We start from the raw sequence: 17077 nt of genomic DNA on the forward strand, positions 1-17077 counted from the left end.
ACTTTGCGTCACTGATTAATTGAATGTAGGATGCTCGGCCGGCGGTTTTACCCTGTAACACAATGAAGGGTAACGCTGTTTTCGCCGCAGCAGGTGCGGCAAAAAGGATTTTGTATTTTTGTCAGGTCAACAGGAAACGTAATGAACACACACAACACGCAAGCCGCAGAGCAACATGCGGCGAAACGACGCTGGCTGAATGCTCACGAAGAGGGGTATCACAAAGCGATGGGCAACCGCCAGGTGCAGATGATCGCCATTGGCGGCGCAATTGGTACCGGGTTGTTTTTAGGGGCTGGTGCACGTTTACAAATGGCTGGACCGGCTTTAGCGCTGGTTTATTTGGTGTGCGGTATTTTTTCGTTCTTTATTCTTCGCGCGCTCGGGGAACTGGTACTGCACCGCCCTTCCAGCGGCAGTTTTGTCTCTTATGCCCGTGAGTTTCTGGGTGAGAAAGCGGCTTACGTGGCAGGCTGGATGTACTTCATCAACTGGGCGATGACCGGGATCGTTGATATCACCGCCGTGGCGCTGTACATGCACTACTGGGGCGCGTTTGGCGACGTGCCGCAATGGGTATTTGCCCTCGGTGCGCTGGCGATTGTCGGTACCATGAACATGATCGGCGTGAAATGGTTCGCGGAGATGGAGTTTTGGTTTGCGCTGGTAAAAGTGCTGGCGATCGTGATTTTTCTGGTGGTCGGTACGGTCTTTTTAGGCACCGGGCAACCGCTGGACGGGAACACTACCGGCTTTCATCTGATCACCGACAACGGTGGTTTCTTCCCACACGGTCTGTTACCCGCGCTGGTGCTGGTACAGGGCGTGGTCTTTGCTTTTGCCTCCATTGAACTGGTGGGAACGGCCGCCGGGGAATGTAAAGATCCACAAACCATGGTGCCTAAAGCAATCAACAGCGTCATTTGGCGCATTGGTTTGTTCTACGTCGGCTCCGTCGTGCTGCTTGTGTTGCTACTGCCATGGAACGCCTATCAGGCGGGGCAAAGTCCGTTTGTTACCTTCTTCTCGAAACTCGGCGTGCCGTATATCGGCAGTATCATGAACATTGTGGTGTTGACCGCAGCCCTTTCCAGCCTGAACTCGGGGTTGTACTGCACCGGACGAATTTTGCGTTCGATGTCGATGGGCGGTTCTGCACCGAAGTTTATGGCTAAAATGAGTCGCCAGCAGGTACCCTGGGCCGGGATTCTCGCCACTCTGGTGGTCTATGTGGTGGGAGTTTTCCTCAACTATCTGGTACCGACGCAGGTGTTTGAGATCGTGCTGAACTTCGCCTCGCTGGGCATTATTGCGTCGTGGGGATTCATCGTGGTGTGCCAGATGCGTCTGCGTCGGGCCATTAAAGAAGGCAAAGCGGCAGACGTCAGCTTCAAGCTGCCGGGCGCGCCGTTTACGTCATGGTTAACACTGCTGTTCCTGCTGAGTGTCCTGGTGCTGATGGCATTTGACTATCCAAATGGCACCTGGACCATCGCGTCTTTACCGTTAATTGCAATTCTGTTGGTGGCCGGATGGTATGGCGTGCGTAAACGCGTGGCAGAAATCCAGCGCACCGCGCCGTAATTGCATTAAGGCCTGACAGTGTCTCCCCGTCAGGCCTTCATTTTTAGTTGGCTTCGATTAACTGCGCAACATCATTGCTGTTAATTTCCCGCGCATTGCCATCCTGGTCGGTATAGCTGGTCATTCCCGTCTCTTTATCCAGTTTTGGCTTACCCTGAGTGGTGATGGTTTGTCCACTCTTCGTGGTCATGACGTAATCGGTCGTGCATCCTGCCAACGTAAACAGCATTACACCTGCACAAAGACAGATAAATGGCTTTTTCATGGTATTCCCGTGTTATTCAGTAGCCGTTGAGGGCGTAGTGTAAGTCTATGAAGTGGGTCAGGCTACTTGCGGGGTGTAACGAGGCGTATCGTGGAGTATGGATAAATGACAGGAGGGGTTTCCCCCTCCGGGCAATTACAGCGCGATGCGAATTACATCGTCCGGCTGTGTGGCTTCCTGCTCACGTGAGGATTTTTGCTTCACGCTGACATACAGAGTTTTGCCATCAGCAGAGAGCGCCAGGCTGTTCGGGAAGGTTGGGGTGTCGAATGTTTTGACGACTTTGTAGCTTTTCGCGTCAATCACGCTGACTTTACCGGCCTGACGGTGCGTCACGTAGGCTTCGTTGCGCGCCGGGTTGAACAGCACGGCCAGAGATTCCGGTGCGGCCACTTTCGCCAGTACCTTGCCGTCACGGGTATCGATAACCAGCACTTCTGCCGCTTTAGAATCGGTGATAAACGCGCGGTTACCCGCAGTATCCAGGCTCAGGTTGATGAAGAAATGCTCTTTACCGTCATCCAGCAGCTTTTTACGGCTGATAATTTTGTTGTCTGCGGTATCGATGGTAATGAACTCACCGTCAGCATTGGTGGTGTACAGACGCTTAGCCTTGCTGTCGACAGCCAGACCGGTGCTCATTTTACCGGTGTTCGTAATAGTGGATTTCAGTTTGATGGTTTCACCGTCAACGACCCAGATCACGCTCTCTTTGCCGATCCCGCTGATATAAACCGTGTTGGTGGCATCATCGGCAACCAGTTGACGAGGTTGCAGCGGACGGACATCTTCAGAACGTTTACGCGCGTCCAGTACCAGACGGCCTTTTACGTCGCCGGTTTTGGCATCCATCGCTGTCACTGCACTGTTGACGGTGTTACCAAACCACAGCGTCTGCGTCGCGTTGTTGATGGTGGCACCAAACGGTTTCAGATCGTTATGAATAGCCTGAGTGACTTCCAGCGTAATCGGGTCGAGACGGTAAACTATCCCGCCCTTATCCAGCTTACGACTCTGGGAGGTGGCAAGCCACAGCGCGTTTTCCTGTTGGCTGTACGCCATTTCGTAGGCACCTTTGCCCACGGCTTTGCGCAGCAGTTCTTCCGCCGCCTGCGTACTAAATGATGATGCAACGAGCAGTGAACCTAACAGTAAAGAACCACGCAGACGCGGCGAAAACAGATGACGTAAAGACATGACGACTCCCTTTGATAAATTCGTTTGTTACTGCTTCACATAGCTTCAATGAGCAAAATCATGGTTTTGCCTTTTTAAGAATGAGAATAGTAATCATTATTTATCTCAAAGTGGAGTGTTTATTCGCTTTCTGGCAACAACCTTCTTATTTTCTCCATGAATACTTTACGTACCGCTCACAAACAGAGCGGCACGCAGGTTTTAACGATCAATCCTCAGCAAGCCGAATCACAACCTTGCCAAAGTTTTTTCCGGTCAGCAGGCCGATAAAGGTTTCCGGTGCGTTTTCCAGACCATCTGTAATCTGTTCACGGTACTGGATCTTGCCTTCATTGACCCAGCGCCCCATTTCCTGCTGGAATTCGTGAATGCGATGACCATAATCCTGACCAATAATAAACCCCTGCATCCGGATACGCTTTTTCAGTATCGTTGCCATCAGCAGCGGTAAGCGATCGGGGCCTGCCGGTAAAGCCGTGGCGTTATAGCCGCTGACCAGGCCACACACAGGAATTCGCGCTGAGGTGTTGAGTAACGGCAGAACCGCGTCGAAGACTTTCCCTCCGACGTTTTCATAATAGATGTCGATCCCCTGCGGACAGGCCTGCGCCAGCTGTTGCGCGAAATCGGGCGCATGGTGATCGAGGCAAAGATCGAAGCCGAGAACCTCTGTAGCATGACGGCATTTTTCCGCGCCACCGGCCACACCGACCACCCGGCATCCTTTCAGCTTACCAATTTGCCCGACGGTTGCGCCTACCGGCCCGGTAGCGGCAGCGACCACCAGCGTTTCCCCGGTTTTAGGTTGACCAATATCCAGCAGGCCCATATACGCGGTAAAACCCGGCATGCCCAGCAGACCTAACGCCCATGACGGATGTTCCGGGTTAGCGCCTAATTTTACCAGTCCGCTGCCATCGGAGGTGGCAAAGTCCTGCCAGCCGCTGTAGCTCAGAACCCATTCACCCACGTTATAGTCAGGATGATTCGATGCTACCACCCGACTGACGGTACCGCCCACCATCACCGCGCCAATCTCAACCGGTGGGGAGTACGAGGGCTCATCGCTCATACGACCGCGCATGTAGGGATCGAGAGACAGAAAAACGTTGCGCAGTAAAATCTGTCCTTCACCGGGCGTGGCGACCGAGTCCTCTTCCAGTCGGAAATTACTGAGTACCGGGGCGCCATGGGGGCGTGACGCCAGTACCCAGCGGCGATTACGTTGCAGTTGTTGACCCATTGATGCTCTCCTCTGCTTTTGGCATGAATCCATCAATAGTAGACGCCCTGTGCTGGCGATGCTTTCACATTAATTGCCGACGGGGTTTAACCGCACAACCAGATAAACGCAGGAATACGCAGTTTCATTGATAAACCGGCAGTCATTCGGCGGACCCAGTTCCAGACAATCGCCCACCTTCATTTCATGGCGCGTGTCTCCTTCAACAAACACTAACTCGCCCTGCTGGAGCCAGATGAGCTGTCTGGCCTGCACGTAGGACGAGGCTGGCATGGGAATGTCGCTCCCGGCGGGCAGTTCAATCTGCACAAGATCGATGGGCAGATCGCTGCGCGGAGAGACGTGGCGGCGCAGGTAGTGACTTTGCGGATCGTGCCAGACGGGCTGGTTGGCGAAGCGCAGCAGCTTGCCCTCCTGCATTTCAGCGCGCGCAATCAATGTCGACATGCTGATGCCAAACGCCCCGGAAAGCCGCCCCAGTAACGTTGCCGTTGGGCTACTCTCACCACGCTCAATTTTATGGATCATCGCCCGCGACACGCCTGCGCGCTCGGCCAGTTCCGTCAGCGACCAGCCGCGAGATTCTCGTTCAATGCGAATTCTTGCACCGATCCGTTGATTTAAACTGTCTTCAATAGTATTCATATTGTAATACTATAGTGAACAACGCCTGAGGTTCAACATGTCCATTCGATTTGCCAGCAAAGAAGACTGCGCAGCTATTGCAGAAATCTATAATCACGCGGTGCTGCATACGGCGGCTATCTGGAACGATCAAACTGTCGATGCCGAAAACCGTATCTCCTGGTATGAAGCCCGGCAACTAATGGGGTATCCGGTGCTGGTGAGCGAAGAGAATGATGTGGTCACCGGGTATGCTTCTTTCGGCGACTGGCGTAATTTTGATGGCTTCCGTCATACCGTCGAACACTCGGTATATGTGCATCCGGACCACCAAGGGAAAGGTCTGGGACGCGCGTTACTCAGCCGACTGATTGATGAGGCCCGCACGTGCGGTAAACATGTGATGGTAGCAGGTATTGAGTCGCAGAATCAGGCATCGTTGCACTTGCATAGCACGCTGGGTTTTGTATTAACCGCACAAATGCCACAGGTCGGGACTAAATTTGGTCGTTGGCTGGATCTGACCTTTATGCAGCTGCAGTTGGACGATCGCAGCAGTCCGGATGCGCGCGGATGAACCAGACGTTGACCCTCTCCTTTCTGATTGCAGCAGGCATTGGTTTGGTGGTGCAGAACACCTTGATGGTGCGTATTACCCAGACATCTTCCACCATTTTGATTGCCATGCTGCTCAACTCTCTGGTGGGGATCGTACTGTTTGTCAGCATTCTGTGGTTCAGGCAAGGCGCTGCGGGGTTTGGCGAGCTGTTCGCCAGCATACGCTGGTGGACACTGATCCCCGGTTTACTGGGTTCGTTCTTTGTTTTCGCCAGCATTAGCGGCTATCAAAACGTGGGGGCTGCCACTACTATCGCGGTGCTAGTTGCCAGTCAACTTATCGGGGGGCTGGTGCTGGATATTCTGCGCAGTCACGGCATACCGCTGCGTGCGCTGGTGGGGCCAGTCTGTGGCGCGATACTGCTGGTCGTAGGTGCCTGGTTAGTGGCCAGACGCTCGTTTTAACTACCTGATACGGCCTACAGATAACACACCTGTAGGCCAGAAGTATCAAAGAATGGAGCCGCCTTTAGTTAACTGCTCGCGACGGGCTTCTATATCCTCTTTATACTGACGACCATGATGCGCGATCGCCGTACGCAGACGCTGTTGCTGGGTGTAGCGATCTTCCCGGCTCAGTTCTGCGTCATCGCTGAGCACAATCAGCAGTTCGTTCATATGCGTAATGACGCCCTCTGCAATAGCGGCATCGACGCGTGCGCTGACCTCATCCAGGTGCGACATACTTTCTCCTTAACACATTAATTTAGTTTTGCTTTTGAAAAATCACTGCCCATCAGACTCACGCTGTATCCGCTGACATTACTGCGCGTAGCATAAAACGTCTTACCGTTTGCCAGCGCTATCCACGGTGCCTGCTGGTAGAATATCTCTTGCGACTGCTGGTAAAGCGCAGCGCGATCTTCCGGTTTGCTCACCAGTTTCGCCTTTTGAACCAGGGAATTATACTCTTTATCACACCAGCGCGCGGCGTTTGATCCGGTTTTAATACTGTTGCAACCCAACAGTACATCGGCAAAGTTATCCGGATCACCGTTGTCGGACATCCAGCCAAACAGCGCGGTGTCATGCTCGCCCTTACGCATTCCGGAGAGATACTCGCCCCACTCATACGACACGATTTTTGCCTTCACGCCAACCTTCGCCCAGTCGCTTTGGATCATCTCAGCGATCCGACGGGAGTTCGGGTTGTACGGACGTTGAACCGGCATCGACCACAGCGTCGCCTCAAAACCGTTCTCCAGCCCCGCTTTCTTCAGCAGTTCTTTCGCTTTCTGCGGATCGTAATCGTAGTCCTTCAGATCTTTATTGAAACCCAACATATTTGGCGGAATCGGTGATTTCGCCACCGTGCCAGAACCTAAAAAGACGGCGTTAATAATGGCTTTTTTGTCGGTCGCGTAGTTCAGCGCCTGGCGTACCAGCACATTATCAAACGGTTTTTTCTCAGTATTAAACGCCAGATAACCGACGTTCAGCGCGTCGACCGAGTGCAGCGTCAGATCGCTGTTTTTCTTAATTTCTTCAAACTGTACCGGCGCAGGCGCGGGGATTATCTGGCATTCATTGGTTTGCAGTTTCGCCAGCCGCGTTTGCACATTTGGCGTAATAGAGAAAATCAGATGTTTCGTCGGAACCGTGCCATCCCAGTAGTTCGGGTTTGCCAGATAGCGGATTTGTGAATCCTGCTTGTACTGTTGCAGCACATAGGGCCCGGTGCCAATCGGCCAGGTATCGACGTTTTCCGGTGTGCCTTTTTTCAGCATTTGGTCGGCATATTCTGCAGAGAGAATGGATGCGAAATCCATTCCCCAGTCAGCCAGAAACGCCGCATTGGGTTCGTTCAGCACAAACTGGACGTGATAATCATCAACCTTCTTAACTTCTTTGATCAACTTGTCCAGCCCGACATCGTTGAAGTACTCATAGCTGCCCTGGGACACTTTATGGTACGGATGATCAGCATCTTTCTGGCGTAATACGGAGAACACCACGTCATCAGCGTTGAAATCGCGGGTTGGTTTAAAGAATTTATTGCTGTTGAACTTCACACCTTGACGCAGGGTAAAGGTATACGTCAAACCGTCCGGGGAAATCGTCCAGTCAGTTGCCAGTGACGGTACCGGGGTATTTTTTACCGGATCAAAATTGATCAGTCGGTTATACAGCACCTGCGAACTGGCCACAAACGACGGACCGGAACTGGCGATTTGCGGGTTAAATGATTCGGGAGACGCTTCAGAGCAGTAGATGATGGTGTCGGTATTTGCCGCGAACGCAGCGCCGGTCGGTACTACCGCGCTGAGCGCCAGCGCGAGCAACGTTTTCCTTGCAGTCATGGTTTTATGCCTTCTTATTTTATTATTAACAGGATCATCAGAGCATAGCTGACAAAAACTGACTAATAATAAATCACTATCAGGTTATTCTAATCCGATGTATTTCGCTGATAAATTCGACAGCACTGGTGAAATAATTTCCCTTAAGTATTTTTCAAAACGTCAAGATTTTTCCCCTCGCTCTATGCCATGAAAATTCACCCCTTTTTGCCTCTCTTCCGCCGTTTGCTCGTGTTTATAAGCCGTAAAGTAGATGTGTGAAGAAGTCTAAGGGATAACAACGTGGCAAAAACTCTCTTGCGCAGCGGCAATTTGGATGACTATCAGGCCGTGGGCGGCGGCGGTCAGGCCGTTTTTGATTCAGCATTGCAAATTCGTGAAACGCTTCGCCTGCGAAAACAGCAGGCAATGGCCGATTGTCTGGCGATCCCGCAAATTAACGATAACGGCGATCGGGTTGACTGGTATTCCCCGATTGAAGGACCTGCCATTGCGTGGAAAGCCGCTGATGAAGACGCGCGTTTTCGGGCATTACGCTATCTGGCAAGTACGATGGAGAACGCTGCGGCCCTCAGTCGTAAAAGCCTGCAATCGGGCAAGACCTCCCTGCAATTGTTCGGCTCTCTGCTGGAAAAAGCGGTGCAGTTTCCTGGAGAAAATCACGTTTTTCTGGTTGATGGCAAACCGGTAATTACGTTTTGGGGTTTCGTCAATCTGAATGAAAATACCCGTGACGATGTACTCGATTGCCTGCGAATTGCCGATATTCCCCCGGTCGTACCCGCACAGGAGCCCGAACCCGAAGAAGAGATCGCCCCAGAAATCACCTTCACCGAAGCCGATGCTCCGTTACTGACGCCAGTCGTTGAAATCCCCAAACCCGCAGAGCCTGAGCCACAGATTCCGGTCATCTCGAATGAACCCGAGGCCACTCCGCCGCCGGTATTACCAAAACCTGCGCGTCGGCTACCGCTGTGGAGCCTGCCGGTCGCCGCAATCATCATTGCCGCCATTATCGGGCCGCTGTTGTGGAAACAGCAGGCGACACTCACCGCTCCCTCAATGCAACCGGTTGAGATTGCAAAGGTTGACGTTAAACCGCTACCAGCGTTGACATCTTCGCTGCCGTTGCATAGCGCGGAAGTTATTCCAGTGGTCAAAAAAGAGAAGCCCGCCGAAGGACCGGTGGTGATTGCCGCTATCCCGAAAGATGCGCTGGTGATGGAGGCGAATCAGATGAAGGTCGGTACGACCCGTTTCCTCAATGGCAACTGGCGCGTGATGGTCGACATTAAAGACCCGGTCAGCGGCAAAGCGCCATCACTGCGTTATCAGATCCAGACCAATAAAGGCACGGCGCGGGTAGTCCATGGCGACAATGTGGTTTGTCGCGCGGAGATATTCTCCGGCCTGCATCAATCGGGTGAATTAATGATTAAAAGTCGCGGGAACGCACGTTGTACGGACGGCTCGCGTTATCCGATGCCTGAAATCACCTGTAAAGCGGGAACCAACGACGTAGCAGCCTGTACCGCGCGTTATGACGATCACGCTGAGATCCCAATGACCATCAAAAAGATAGGTGCCTGATTTTATGTTGGTGAATCTGTGTGATTACAAACAGAGTGTGACGCTCATTGCCAATAGCGGCGTGCAGTTTCTGGATTTTGGTCTGACGCCGCAGGAATCCGCGCATCACGGGCGCTTTGTGCGCAAAACGGCCAACGGCCCACTGCTACGACTGGATTTCGACCTGACAACGGGCCGCTACACGTTGCCGGGCAGTACCGGTGGGCAACCCGAAGTGGTCAAGCCAGAAAGTACCCAGACATTACATTACTCACTGGACGTTCTCGACGGCGTCTGGCTGCCACTGCCGTTCCTGCGCTTTAACCCACCGCGCACGTTTGTCGAAGGCCCAGATAACTGGGCGCGTGTTCAAGTGCGCAAGCTGGAGCAACCGGACAGCGCAGGTAACACTCACCGCGTTACCGTGGCGCTGGACAGTCAGTTGACCGAGCATGCCCCCGCAGCGTTGACCCCAAATGCGAACGATCTGCTCAACGGCACGCGATTTGCTCTGGCCTGGCACGATAGCGAAATTGCTGATTTCCTCGATCAGACGTGGATTGACGGTTGGTTGCGCGAATCCTTTTTGCGCCATGTCGCGCAAGAAGAAAACCGTGCCGAACAGGAGATCCAGCTCGCGCTGCGAAATTTTGAGTATCAGGCGCACTGGCTGAATGTGCTGACCTTATTAGGCGAGCAGCTTTCCATTCCGGAAGTGAAGCTGGTGACGCACACCCTGAGCACGCCCGCTATTCCTGTTGATCTCATTTTAGATATTGGTAATACCCATACCTGCGGCGTATTGATTGAAGATCACGGTGACGCCAACGACGGCCTGCGCCAGACCGCTGAATTGCAGGTGCGTTCGTTAAGCGAGCCTCAATACCTTAATGACCCGCTGTTCACCAGCCGACTGGAGTTTTCCGAGGCGCGTTTTGGTAAGCAACACTTTTCCGTGGAGAGCGGCCGTGACGATGCCTTTATCTGGCCGTCGATTGTTCGCGTCGGCGATGAGGCCCGCAAGCTGGCAATGCAGCGAGTCGGCACCGAAGGCAGCAGTGGGATCTCCAGCCCGCGTCGTTATCTGTGGGATGAAACGCCGGTTTTACATGACTGGCGCTTTAGCCAGATGAATGGCAAAACCCAGCGCGAACCACTGGCAACCGCCTTCCCGCTGATGAACCTGATGAATGATGACGGGCAGCCGCTGTTTAGCCTGCCGCAGGATGACCGTCTGCCGGTATTCTCTCCGCAGTACAGTCGCAGCACCTTGATGACCCATATGCTGTGTGAAATTCTGGCGCAGGCACTGGGGCAAATTAATAGCGTGGCGACGCGTTTGCGCCTCGGTTTTCCGGCGTCTCCTCGTCAGCTGCGTACGCTGATCCTGACCCTGCCATCGGCGATGCCGAAACAAGAGCGTGAGATTTTCCGCCTGCGCATGTTTGAGGCTATTGCGCTGGTCTGGAAAGCGATGGGCTGGCACCCACAGGATGAGGATTTCACCACCCGTAAACAGCAGGAAAAAAGCGTAGTTCCCGTCCCTGAGATCCAGATGGAATGGGATGAAGCCAGCTGTGGACAGCTGGTGTGGTTATATAACGAAGCGATTTCACACTACGACGGTCACACTGAATCGTTCTTCAACGCCCTTGCCCGCCCGGATCGCCTGCCGGAGCCGGATGAAGTCAAAGGTCGCGCCTTGCGCGTGGCATCGATCGATATTGGCGGAGGCACCACGGATATGGCCGTGGTCCACTATCAGCTGGATGACGGCGTAGGGGCGAACGTCAAAATTACGCCGCACCTGCTGTTTCGTGAAGGATTTAAGGTCGCCGGAGATGACATGCTGCTGGATGTCATCCAGCGCTGCGTGCTACCCGCACTGCAAACCCGCTTGCAACAGGCGGGCGTCACCGACGCAGCCGCCCTGCTGGCCACGCTGTTTGGCGACTCCGGGCGCATAGATACCCAGGCGATCTTACGCCAGCAAACGGCGTTGCAACTGTTTATGCCGCTCGGTCATGCGGTGCTCTCGGCCTGGGAGCAAAGCGACGTTAACGATTCGGTGGCGGGACTGCATGCGACCTTTGGTGAACTGCTGGCCCAGCCCCCGACGCGCAACGTGATGAACTATATCCAGCAGGCTATCGATCACGCATTGCCTGCCGGTTCGCCAGCCTTTGACGTGTTGAGCGTACCGCTGCAGGTGCAGTTCAGGCAGTTACAAGAAGCCTTGCTGGCAGGCCAGTTTACCCTGACCTCTCCGCTGCACGCCGTTTGTGAAGCCATCTCGCACTACCGTTGCGACATTTTACTGGTAACCGGCAGACCCGCCTGTTTACCTGGCGTACAAGCATTGATTCGCCACCTGCAGCCCGTTCCGGCTAATCGCATGATTTGGATGGACAGCTACCGCGTACACGAGTGGTATCCGTTTAGCCAGCAAGGACGCATTGGTAATCCGAAGTCTACCGCCGCCGTTGGTGCCATGCTGTGCAGTCTGGCGCTGGATTTGCGTCTGCCACGCTTTAACTTTAAAGCCGCCGATATCGGCGCGTATTCAACGGTGCGTTATCTTGGCGTGCTGGATAATACGGTCAATACACTGCGCGATGAGAATATCTGGTATCACGATATCGACCTCGATAAACCGGGCGCAAAGCTGGACGCGCGCCTGAATTTCCCGCTGCGCGGCAACGTGACGTTAGGTTTCCGTCAACTGGCGAACAGTCGCTGGCCTGCCACCCCGCTGTATACGCTCAGTATCAACTCTGCCGAACTGGCGAAAACCATCGCCGGTGATGGCGTATTAAATGTGCGTCTGCAATTACGCGGCGGTAGCAAAGAAACCGGGCCGGAATTTTTTGTTCTTAGCGATGCCTGGCTGCAGGATGGCACGCCCGTTGCCGCCAATGCCTTAACCTTAAAACTGAATACGCTGGCAGACCGCCGCCACAGCGGCAGCCATTACTGGATTGATAGCGGGAGTGTGTACCTGAAATGAGCAAGACGTTAAACACCGCACAGGCCGCCATCGAATGGGTAACGGATGCACGCGCACGCGCAGCGCGCCTGGATGATGAAGCGGATTCTCTGCTGGCTCAGCTCACGTTAGCGGCCGTTAATGAAACCGCGCTAAATGCGACTTTTGCGTCGCAAGGATGTGTGGGATTGTACGGCCATTCACAAGCAGCGAAAGCACATTTGTTATCCGCATTGTGCAGCAATGCCGGTGGAAAACTGAACATCACCACCCCGGACCGCAGCTTCGATTACTTTACGCACATTAATCCCGGGCATGCGCCAACCAATATGGTACTGCGCTTTACGCGCGAAGAAACCCAAGTTGATAGCGCGTGGCCGCTGCGCCTGCGGCTGATTAGCGAGGCGGAACTGGTTCAGCTGTTTATCGCCCAGTTTTGTTCGTCGCCTGACAACCGTCAGGTTGAAAAAGCGATTATTGAGACGCGGTTAGAAAAATGGCAGGCGCTGCGTCAGCGTCATCCTGTACCAGGGATCAGCGCACAAGACGTGGCGGCCATTGCGCGTTTCTGGCGCTCCCGTGTTCCCTCAAATCAACAGCAAATTGACGATGCGCTATGGCATCAGTTTGCCACGTTAATTCCGGCACTGGATCTCACCACCCGGGCGCACGCCTGGGCATTACTGTGGGGAGAGCAGCCGGAGCTTACGCAGCAGTTTTTGGCACTGGCGCATACACTACAACAGACCGGACATGCAGGCGAACTAGCCGCGCCGCTCAGCCTGCTGGTCGACCATTTTGGCTTGCCCGCTGAAAGTTTTTTGACACAGATTGCGCTGACCGGGAATAACGCACCAAGCGATGTCGTGGTACATCCCATTGCCGATAACCAGTTGCTCAATGCGGTCAGCCTGTCACTGGAATCACTGGCGCTGCTGACCCGCGAACTGGTGCTGACAGTAGAAGACTCTGTGCTGGAGAGTGCCGACCTGCTGGATATCCCCCTCGCACCGGATACACATCCTCACCCGCTGTGGCGGGCAAAGTTAGGTTGGATACTGGAGCATTACCGCCAGCATCTGCAACCTGATGTGTTGGTTATCTGCAACGCGGTATCCTCCCGTTCGCAAACGCCAACCATCACCCGTACGCTGCTCGGCTGGGTAAATGATACCCAACCGCTGCATGACGCCGCATTACCGGGCGTGGTGTGGGCCATTACCCCGCAGGATGCGCGCTTTAACACTCAGCAAAATCTCGATGAGGCCGTTCAGCAATTAATGGGCAAACCCGGACTGCACTGGGGCACGCTGCAGGCGTTGGATAAGCACAGCTTACAGCGGCTGGTTGAATGGTTGTCGCAGGCCACCTCGCCAGCTCAGCGTCAGGCCCGGTTTACCTCCCTGTGCGAGCAGCACCAGCAGCGAATTCGCGCCATGCTGATGAGCTGGCGTCACAGCGGTAATAAGCAGCCCGGCGCAAGCGAATCAGTTATCCGCCAGTTGCAGGCTCAGGCCGCAAAGCATGGCGAACTGCTGGAGGGTCTGTTGCCGCCGATGCGCAGCTTCGAGTCGCTGTTGCACATTCAGCAACCGCGTGAGGAACAGGTTAGCGGATTATTCAATGATGCGATCGACCTGTTTGCCGAGGTACGGGACACCTCTCGTCAGCAAGAAAGTCAAGAGACCGGATATCAGGTGCATAAAATGTGGATCAACCATGTGCGCCAGTGGTGTCGTAATGAAAATAACGCGCGTCGCCTGCGTCTTGATCCAGAAACACTAAGGCAAGTTGCCGACATTCTGGTGACCACCAGTTATCGCCTGGAGATGCCACAACGACTGCAGCGTATTATGCAACGCGAAAACGTCTGCGCAGCACAGTTGCACGCGGATATGGGTGATTTTATTACCTGGCTTGGGTTTTCCTGCGTCGCTGAGGAACAACGCCCTGCCAGCAGGATCCAAAAAGGCGCGGCTATTTTTAGCGCCCCGCCACAACAGCCGATGAGTCGACTGGCAAAACTGGACGAGCAACCTCTGCACGGCGCAAGCCGATACGTTTATGACTGGTTGGTTGCCCTGTACACCCGCGCCAATGAAAATGAGGGCTATCGGCATCCGCTGGATGTGACTGAAGCAGACAGGTTGCGATTAATCTCGCTGCTGAATGCCTGATGCCGTTATCAGAAAAGAGAAAACAGGAGTGCGACGGGAAAACTCATCGGCCATGTCGCCCCAACTAATACCGCACTGAGAAAGCGAATACGCTTTTTATCGCGCGAAAGAAACCAGGTGATGATTGCCGCGATGGCGGCCATTACCGCATAAAAAACCAACATATTTTGGTACAGAGACATTTAGGGCATCCGGGCCAGAAGAGAAAAACGCGCGCAATATGCTCTTTTTTATGACATACATCAAGATTTATTCATTTTTTTAAGAAAAACGGACAGAAAACAACCGTTCTTCATCATGTTCGGATTTAGTAGTATTGCGGATAGTTTTAACCCGTACTATACCCATAGGGGTTAAATCGAAAGGTGGCAAAAATGAATGTTTCCAGTAAAACCGTGATACTGATAAATATCTTTGCTGCTGTAGGACTTTTCAGCCTGATATCCGCAAGATTCGGCTGGTTTGCTTGATGTGACTTTGCTTGATTAATTGCAGCGCCTGCTGGCAGAGAGACGTTGTTCTCTCTGCCATTAGTGAACAATCTTCCCACTCCACCGCCGCCCGGTAAATTCCCCTTAATATGTAATCCCCCTAATCCTTCTGCGGCATTATATTGCCTGAACAACAGCCGGAAAATACCCTCATCCCCAGACTTGCTACGCTGTTCTCCCACATGGTGCAGGACAATGACCGGCGGAAAATGCCATGCTGGTTTCCCTGCTGATGAACACCATGCTGTTTAGCTATTAGGGGTTTGAGGGCCAAAGGTGTAAAAACATAACCCGGAGATAATGTATTGTATTATCTAAGAAAGGACGCCGGAACAATGGATACGTTATGTCAGTGCGCTACTCACGAGGCTTTGCAGCATGCGCCGCTAATAAACCGGACGACGTACCTGAAGCAATAAAGCCCCGACATAGTGCCGGGGCTTTATTGTGTGTAAATTAGCCTGACCTCGCGGATATTTCCAATTTTCCGCCGTCCGATGGCGACGAGGCCAGTGGCGCGAATAGTATAGAGACACATTTGCCAATATTTAGCTATCTGTGCCCCATTTACCGTTCGCGGCTTAAGATATTACTCATGCTTGATCATAACATGGCGGATAACCGTGTAATCCTCGAGTCCGTAAACCGACATATCCTTGCCGTAGCCGGAGAGTTTTTGTCCACCGTGTGGCATTTCACTCACCAGCGTAAAGTGGGTGTTGACCCAGGTACAGCCATACTGCAAACGGGCGCTAAGACGATGCGCGCGACCGACATCTCGCGTCCAGACCGAGGATGCCAGCCCGTACTTCGAATCGTTGGCCCATGCCAGTACCTGAGCCTCGTCATCAAAGACGGTGATGCTGACTACCGGACCGAAGACTTCCCGCTGAACGATGGCATCGTCCTGCTTCGCGCCTGCCAGCAGCGTCGGGGCGAAATAGTAGCCTGCGCCCTCCACTTTTTTGCCGCCGGTGATGACTTTGATATGCCCGAGCGCTTTGGCCTCATCTACCGCTTTGGTAATGCGATCAAGATGCGCCTGAGAGCTTACCGGCCCCAACTCTGTCGACTCATCATTCGGTGAGCCCGTTTTCAGGCTGGCGACCGCGGCCCCCAGTTTTTCGACCAACGCGTCATAAATGCCTTTCTGTGCGTAGATACGACAGGCTGCGGTGCAATCCTGCCCGGCATTGTAATAACCGAATGTGCGCACGCCGCTCACCACCGCATCCAGATCGGCATCATCAAAAATAATGACTGGAGCTTTGCCGCCCAACTCCATATGTGTGCGTTTAATCGACGGCGCGGTATGTCCAATAATGTGCTCACCGGTAGCAATGGAGCCGGTCAGCGAAACCATGCGTACTTTTTCATGACCGGTCAGCGGATCACCCACGGTTTTACCGCGCCCGAACAGCACGTTAATGACGCCTGCCGGGAAAATGTCTTTCGCAAACTCCGCCAGTTTCAGTGCCGTTAATGGGGTAATTTCTGAAGGTTTAATCACTACGCAGTTACCCGCCGCCAGCGCCGGTGCCAGTTTCCAGGCTGCCATCATCAACGGATAGTTCCATGGCGCAATGGATGCCACCACTCCCAGCGGGTCGCGGCGGATCATGGAGGTATGCCCTTCCAGATATTCCCCGGCAGCCGACCCTTGTAAAGTACGCGCCGCACCGGCAAAGAAGCGGAAAACGTCCACGATGGCCGGGATTTCATCATTGAGCACACAGTGGAAAGGCTTACCGCAATTCAGCGATTCCAGCTCAGCAAATGTTTGCGCGTTTTCAGCGATGGTATCCGCCAGTTTCAACAGCAGCTCCGAGCGCACTTTCGGCGTGGTTTGCCCCCAGTTGGCAAAGGCGTTGTCAGCGGCACGGACAGCAGCATCAACCTGCATGGATGACGCCTCGGCAATTTCGAGAATGACTTCACCGGTAGCCGGGTTATAGACCGGCTGCTTTTCACCTTCACCGTTGACCAGTTCGCCGTTAATCAGTAATTGATGTTGCATAGCAAT

The 17077-nt window shown here is 53.7% G+C and carries 15 protein-coding genes; 7 read left to right on the forward strand and 8 right to left on the reverse strand.

Going from position 1 to position 17077, the window contains the following annotated elements; genetic code table 11:
• Positions 1 to 141: 141 nt before the first annotated feature.
• Positions 142 to 1584 (forward strand): L-asparagine permease, encoded by a 1443-nt coding sequence (gene ansP, locus E4Z61_RS05285; protein ID WP_135321864.1) that lies wholly within the window; start codon positions 142 to 144, stop codon positions 1582 to 1584.
• Positions 1585 to 1627: 43 nt separating this feature from the next.
• Here ansP and E4Z61_RS05290 read toward each other — a convergent pair whose 3' ends face one another.
• The 4 genes from E4Z61_RS05290 to E4Z61_RS05305 all read right to left on the reverse strand — a co-directional run bounded on the left by E4Z61_RS05290 (position 1628) and on the right by E4Z61_RS05305 (position 4934).
• Positions 1628 to 1849, reverse strand: a complete 222-nt coding sequence (locus E4Z61_RS05290) for a YgdI/YgdR family lipoprotein (RefSeq protein WP_135321865.1) — start codon at positions 1847 to 1849, stop codon at positions 1628 to 1630.
• A 135-nt stretch (positions 1850 to 1984) separates the two neighbouring features.
• A complete protein-coding gene (yncE, locus tag E4Z61_RS05295; protein WP_135321866.1) occupies positions 1985 to 3046 on the reverse strand; it encodes a 7-bladed beta-propeller protein YncE in 1062 nt (353 codons plus the stop codon).
• Positions 3047 to 3254: 208 nt separating this feature from the next.
• On the reverse strand, positions 3255 to 4289 hold the full coding sequence (locus E4Z61_RS05300; RefSeq protein WP_135321867.1) for an NADP-dependent oxidoreductase: 1035 nt from the start codon (positions 4287 to 4289) through the stop codon (positions 3255 to 3257).
• A gap of 69 nt (positions 4290 to 4358) precedes the next feature.
• Positions 4359 to 4934, reverse strand: a complete 576-nt coding sequence (locus tag E4Z61_RS05305; RefSeq protein WP_135321868.1) for a helix-turn-helix domain-containing protein — start codon at positions 4932 to 4934, stop codon at positions 4359 to 4361.
• 37 nt (positions 4935 to 4971) lie between these two features.
• On the opposite strand from E4Z61_RS05305, the gene E4Z61_RS05310 reads away from it, so the two are divergent.
• Together E4Z61_RS05310 and E4Z61_RS05315 are read left to right on the forward strand one after the other, a co-directional pair.
• Positions 4972 to 5490, forward strand: coding sequence for a GNAT family N-acetyltransferase (locus E4Z61_RS05310; RefSeq protein ID WP_135321869.1), 519 nt, complete (start codon positions 4972 to 4974; stop codon positions 5488 to 5490).
• Positions 5487 to 5936: a DMT family transporter gene (locus tag E4Z61_RS05315; protein WP_135321870.1), complete on the forward strand. Its 450-nt coding sequence runs from the start codon at positions 5487 to 5489 to the stop codon at positions 5934 to 5936. The genes E4Z61_RS05310 and E4Z61_RS05315 overlap by 4 nt, the downstream gene beginning before the upstream one ends.
• Before the next feature lie 45 nt (positions 5937 to 5981).
• Here E4Z61_RS05315 and E4Z61_RS05320 read toward each other — a convergent pair whose 3' ends face one another.
• On the reverse strand, positions 5982 to 6215 hold the full coding sequence (locus tag E4Z61_RS05320) for a YdcY family protein (RefSeq protein ID WP_135321871.1): 234 nt from the start codon (positions 6213 to 6215) through the stop codon (positions 5982 to 5984).
• A 17-nt stretch (positions 6216 to 6232) separates the two neighbouring features.
• Positions 6233 to 7831 carry an ABC transporter substrate-binding protein gene (locus E4Z61_RS05325; protein ID WP_135321872.1) on the reverse strand — a complete coding sequence of 533 codons (1599 nt, stop codon included), beginning with the start codon at positions 7829 to 7831 and terminating at the stop codon, positions 6233 to 6235.
• A 282-nt stretch (positions 7832 to 8113) separates the two neighbouring features.
• On the opposite strand from E4Z61_RS05325, the gene E4Z61_RS05330 reads away from it, so the two are divergent.
• Genes E4Z61_RS05330 through E4Z61_RS05340 form a run of 3 tightly spaced genes read left to right on the forward strand, consistent with a single transcriptional unit; the run spans position 8114 to position 14563 of the window.
• The gene (locus E4Z61_RS05330; RefSeq protein ID WP_135321873.1) at positions 8114 to 9421 is read left to right on the forward strand and encodes an SrfA family protein; all 1308 of its coding nucleotides are present in this window, start codon (positions 8114 to 8116) and stop codon (positions 9419 to 9421) included.
• 4 nt (positions 9422 to 9425) lie between these two features.
• Positions 9426 to 12407, forward strand: a complete 2982-nt coding sequence (locus E4Z61_RS05335; RefSeq protein ID WP_135321874.1) for a virulence factor SrfB — start codon at positions 9426 to 9428, stop codon at positions 12405 to 12407.
• Positions 12404 to 14563 carry a virulence factor SrfC family protein gene (locus E4Z61_RS05340; RefSeq protein WP_135321875.1) on the forward strand — a complete coding sequence of 720 codons (2160 nt, stop codon included), beginning with the start codon at positions 12404 to 12406 and terminating at the stop codon, positions 14561 to 14563. Before E4Z61_RS05335 ends, E4Z61_RS05340 begins: the two co-directional genes overlap by 4 nt.
• Positions 14564 to 14571: 8 nt before the next feature.
• Here the strand turns inward: E4Z61_RS05340 and E4Z61_RS05345 are convergent, their stop codons facing one another.
• Positions 14572 to 14745, reverse strand: coding sequence for a GhoT/OrtT family toxin (locus tag E4Z61_RS05345; RefSeq protein ID WP_096756988.1), 174 nt, complete (start codon positions 14743 to 14745; stop codon positions 14572 to 14574).
• 192 nt (positions 14746 to 14937) lie between these two features.
• Here E4Z61_RS05345 and yncL point away from each other — a divergent pair, with 192 nt between their 5' ends.
• Positions 14938 to 15033 carry a stress response membrane protein YncL gene (gene yncL, locus E4Z61_RS05350; protein ID WP_135321876.1) on the forward strand — a complete coding sequence of 32 codons (96 nt, stop codon included), beginning with the start codon at positions 14938 to 14940 and terminating at the stop codon, positions 15031 to 15033.
• A 610-nt stretch (positions 15034 to 15643) separates the two neighbouring features.
• Here yncL and patD read toward each other — a convergent pair.
• Positions 15644 to 17071, reverse strand: a complete 1428-nt coding sequence (patD, locus tag E4Z61_RS05355) for an aminobutyraldehyde dehydrogenase (RefSeq protein WP_135321877.1) — start codon at positions 17069 to 17071, stop codon at positions 15644 to 15646.
• Positions 17072 to 17077: the final 6 nt, after the last annotated feature.

Origin of the sequence: Citrobacter tructae, from assembly GCF_004684345.1 — a bacterium.
Classification (GTDB): Bacteria; Pseudomonadota; Gammaproteobacteria; order Enterobacterales; family Enterobacteriaceae; genus Citrobacter; species Citrobacter tructae.

What these genes read in the sequence shown, in the direction of transcription:
- ansP (WP_135321864.1), top strand. Translation starts at nt 142, where the DNA reads ATGAACACACACAACACGCAAGCCGCAGAGCAACATGCGGCGAAACGA.
- E4Z61_RS05290 (WP_135321865.1), bottom strand. Translation starts at nt 1,849, where the DNA reads ATGAAAAAGCCATTTATCTGTCTTTGTGCAGGTGTAATGCTGTTTACG.
- yncE (WP_135321866.1), bottom strand. Translation starts at nt 3,046, where the DNA reads ATGTCTTTACGTCATCTGTTTTCGCCGCGTCTGCGTGGTTCTTTACTG.
- E4Z61_RS05300 (WP_135321867.1), bottom strand. Translation starts at nt 4,289, where the DNA reads ATGGGTCAACAACTGCAACGTAATCGCCGCTGGGTACTGGCGTCACGC.
- E4Z61_RS05305 (WP_135321868.1), bottom strand. Translation starts at nt 4,934, where the DNA reads ATGAATACTATTGAAGACAGTTTAAATCAACGGATCGGTGCAAGAATT.
- E4Z61_RS05310 (WP_135321869.1), top strand. Translation starts at nt 4,972, where the DNA reads ATGTCCATTCGATTTGCCAGCAAAGAAGACTGCGCAGCTATTGCAGAA.
- E4Z61_RS05315 (WP_135321870.1), top strand. Translation starts at nt 5,487, where the DNA reads ATGAACCAGACGTTGACCCTCTCCTTTCTGATTGCAGCAGGCATTGGT.
- E4Z61_RS05320 (WP_135321871.1), bottom strand. Translation starts at nt 6,215, where the DNA reads ATGTCGCACCTGGATGAGGTCAGCGCACGCGTCGATGCCGCTATTGCA.
- E4Z61_RS05325 (WP_135321872.1), bottom strand. Translation starts at nt 7,831, where the DNA reads ATGACTGCAAGGAAAACGTTGCTCGCGCTGGCGCTCAGCGCGGTAGTA.
- E4Z61_RS05335 (WP_135321874.1), top strand. Translation starts at nt 9,426, where the DNA reads ATGTTGGTGAATCTGTGTGATTACAAACAGAGTGTGACGCTCATTGCC.
- E4Z61_RS05340 (WP_135321875.1), top strand. Translation starts at nt 12,404, where the DNA reads ATGAGCAAGACGTTAAACACCGCACAGGCCGCCATCGAATGGGTAACG.
- E4Z61_RS05345 (WP_096756988.1), bottom strand. Translation starts at nt 14,745, where the DNA reads ATGTCTCTGTACCAAAATATGTTGGTTTTTTATGCGGTAATGGCCGCC.
- yncL (WP_135321876.1), top strand. Translation starts at nt 14,938, where the DNA reads ATGAATGTTTCCAGTAAAACCGTGATACTGATAAATATCTTTGCTGCT.
- patD (WP_135321877.1), bottom strand. Translation starts at nt 17,071, where the DNA reads ATGCAACATCAATTACTGATTAACGGCGAACTGGTCAACGGTGAAGGT.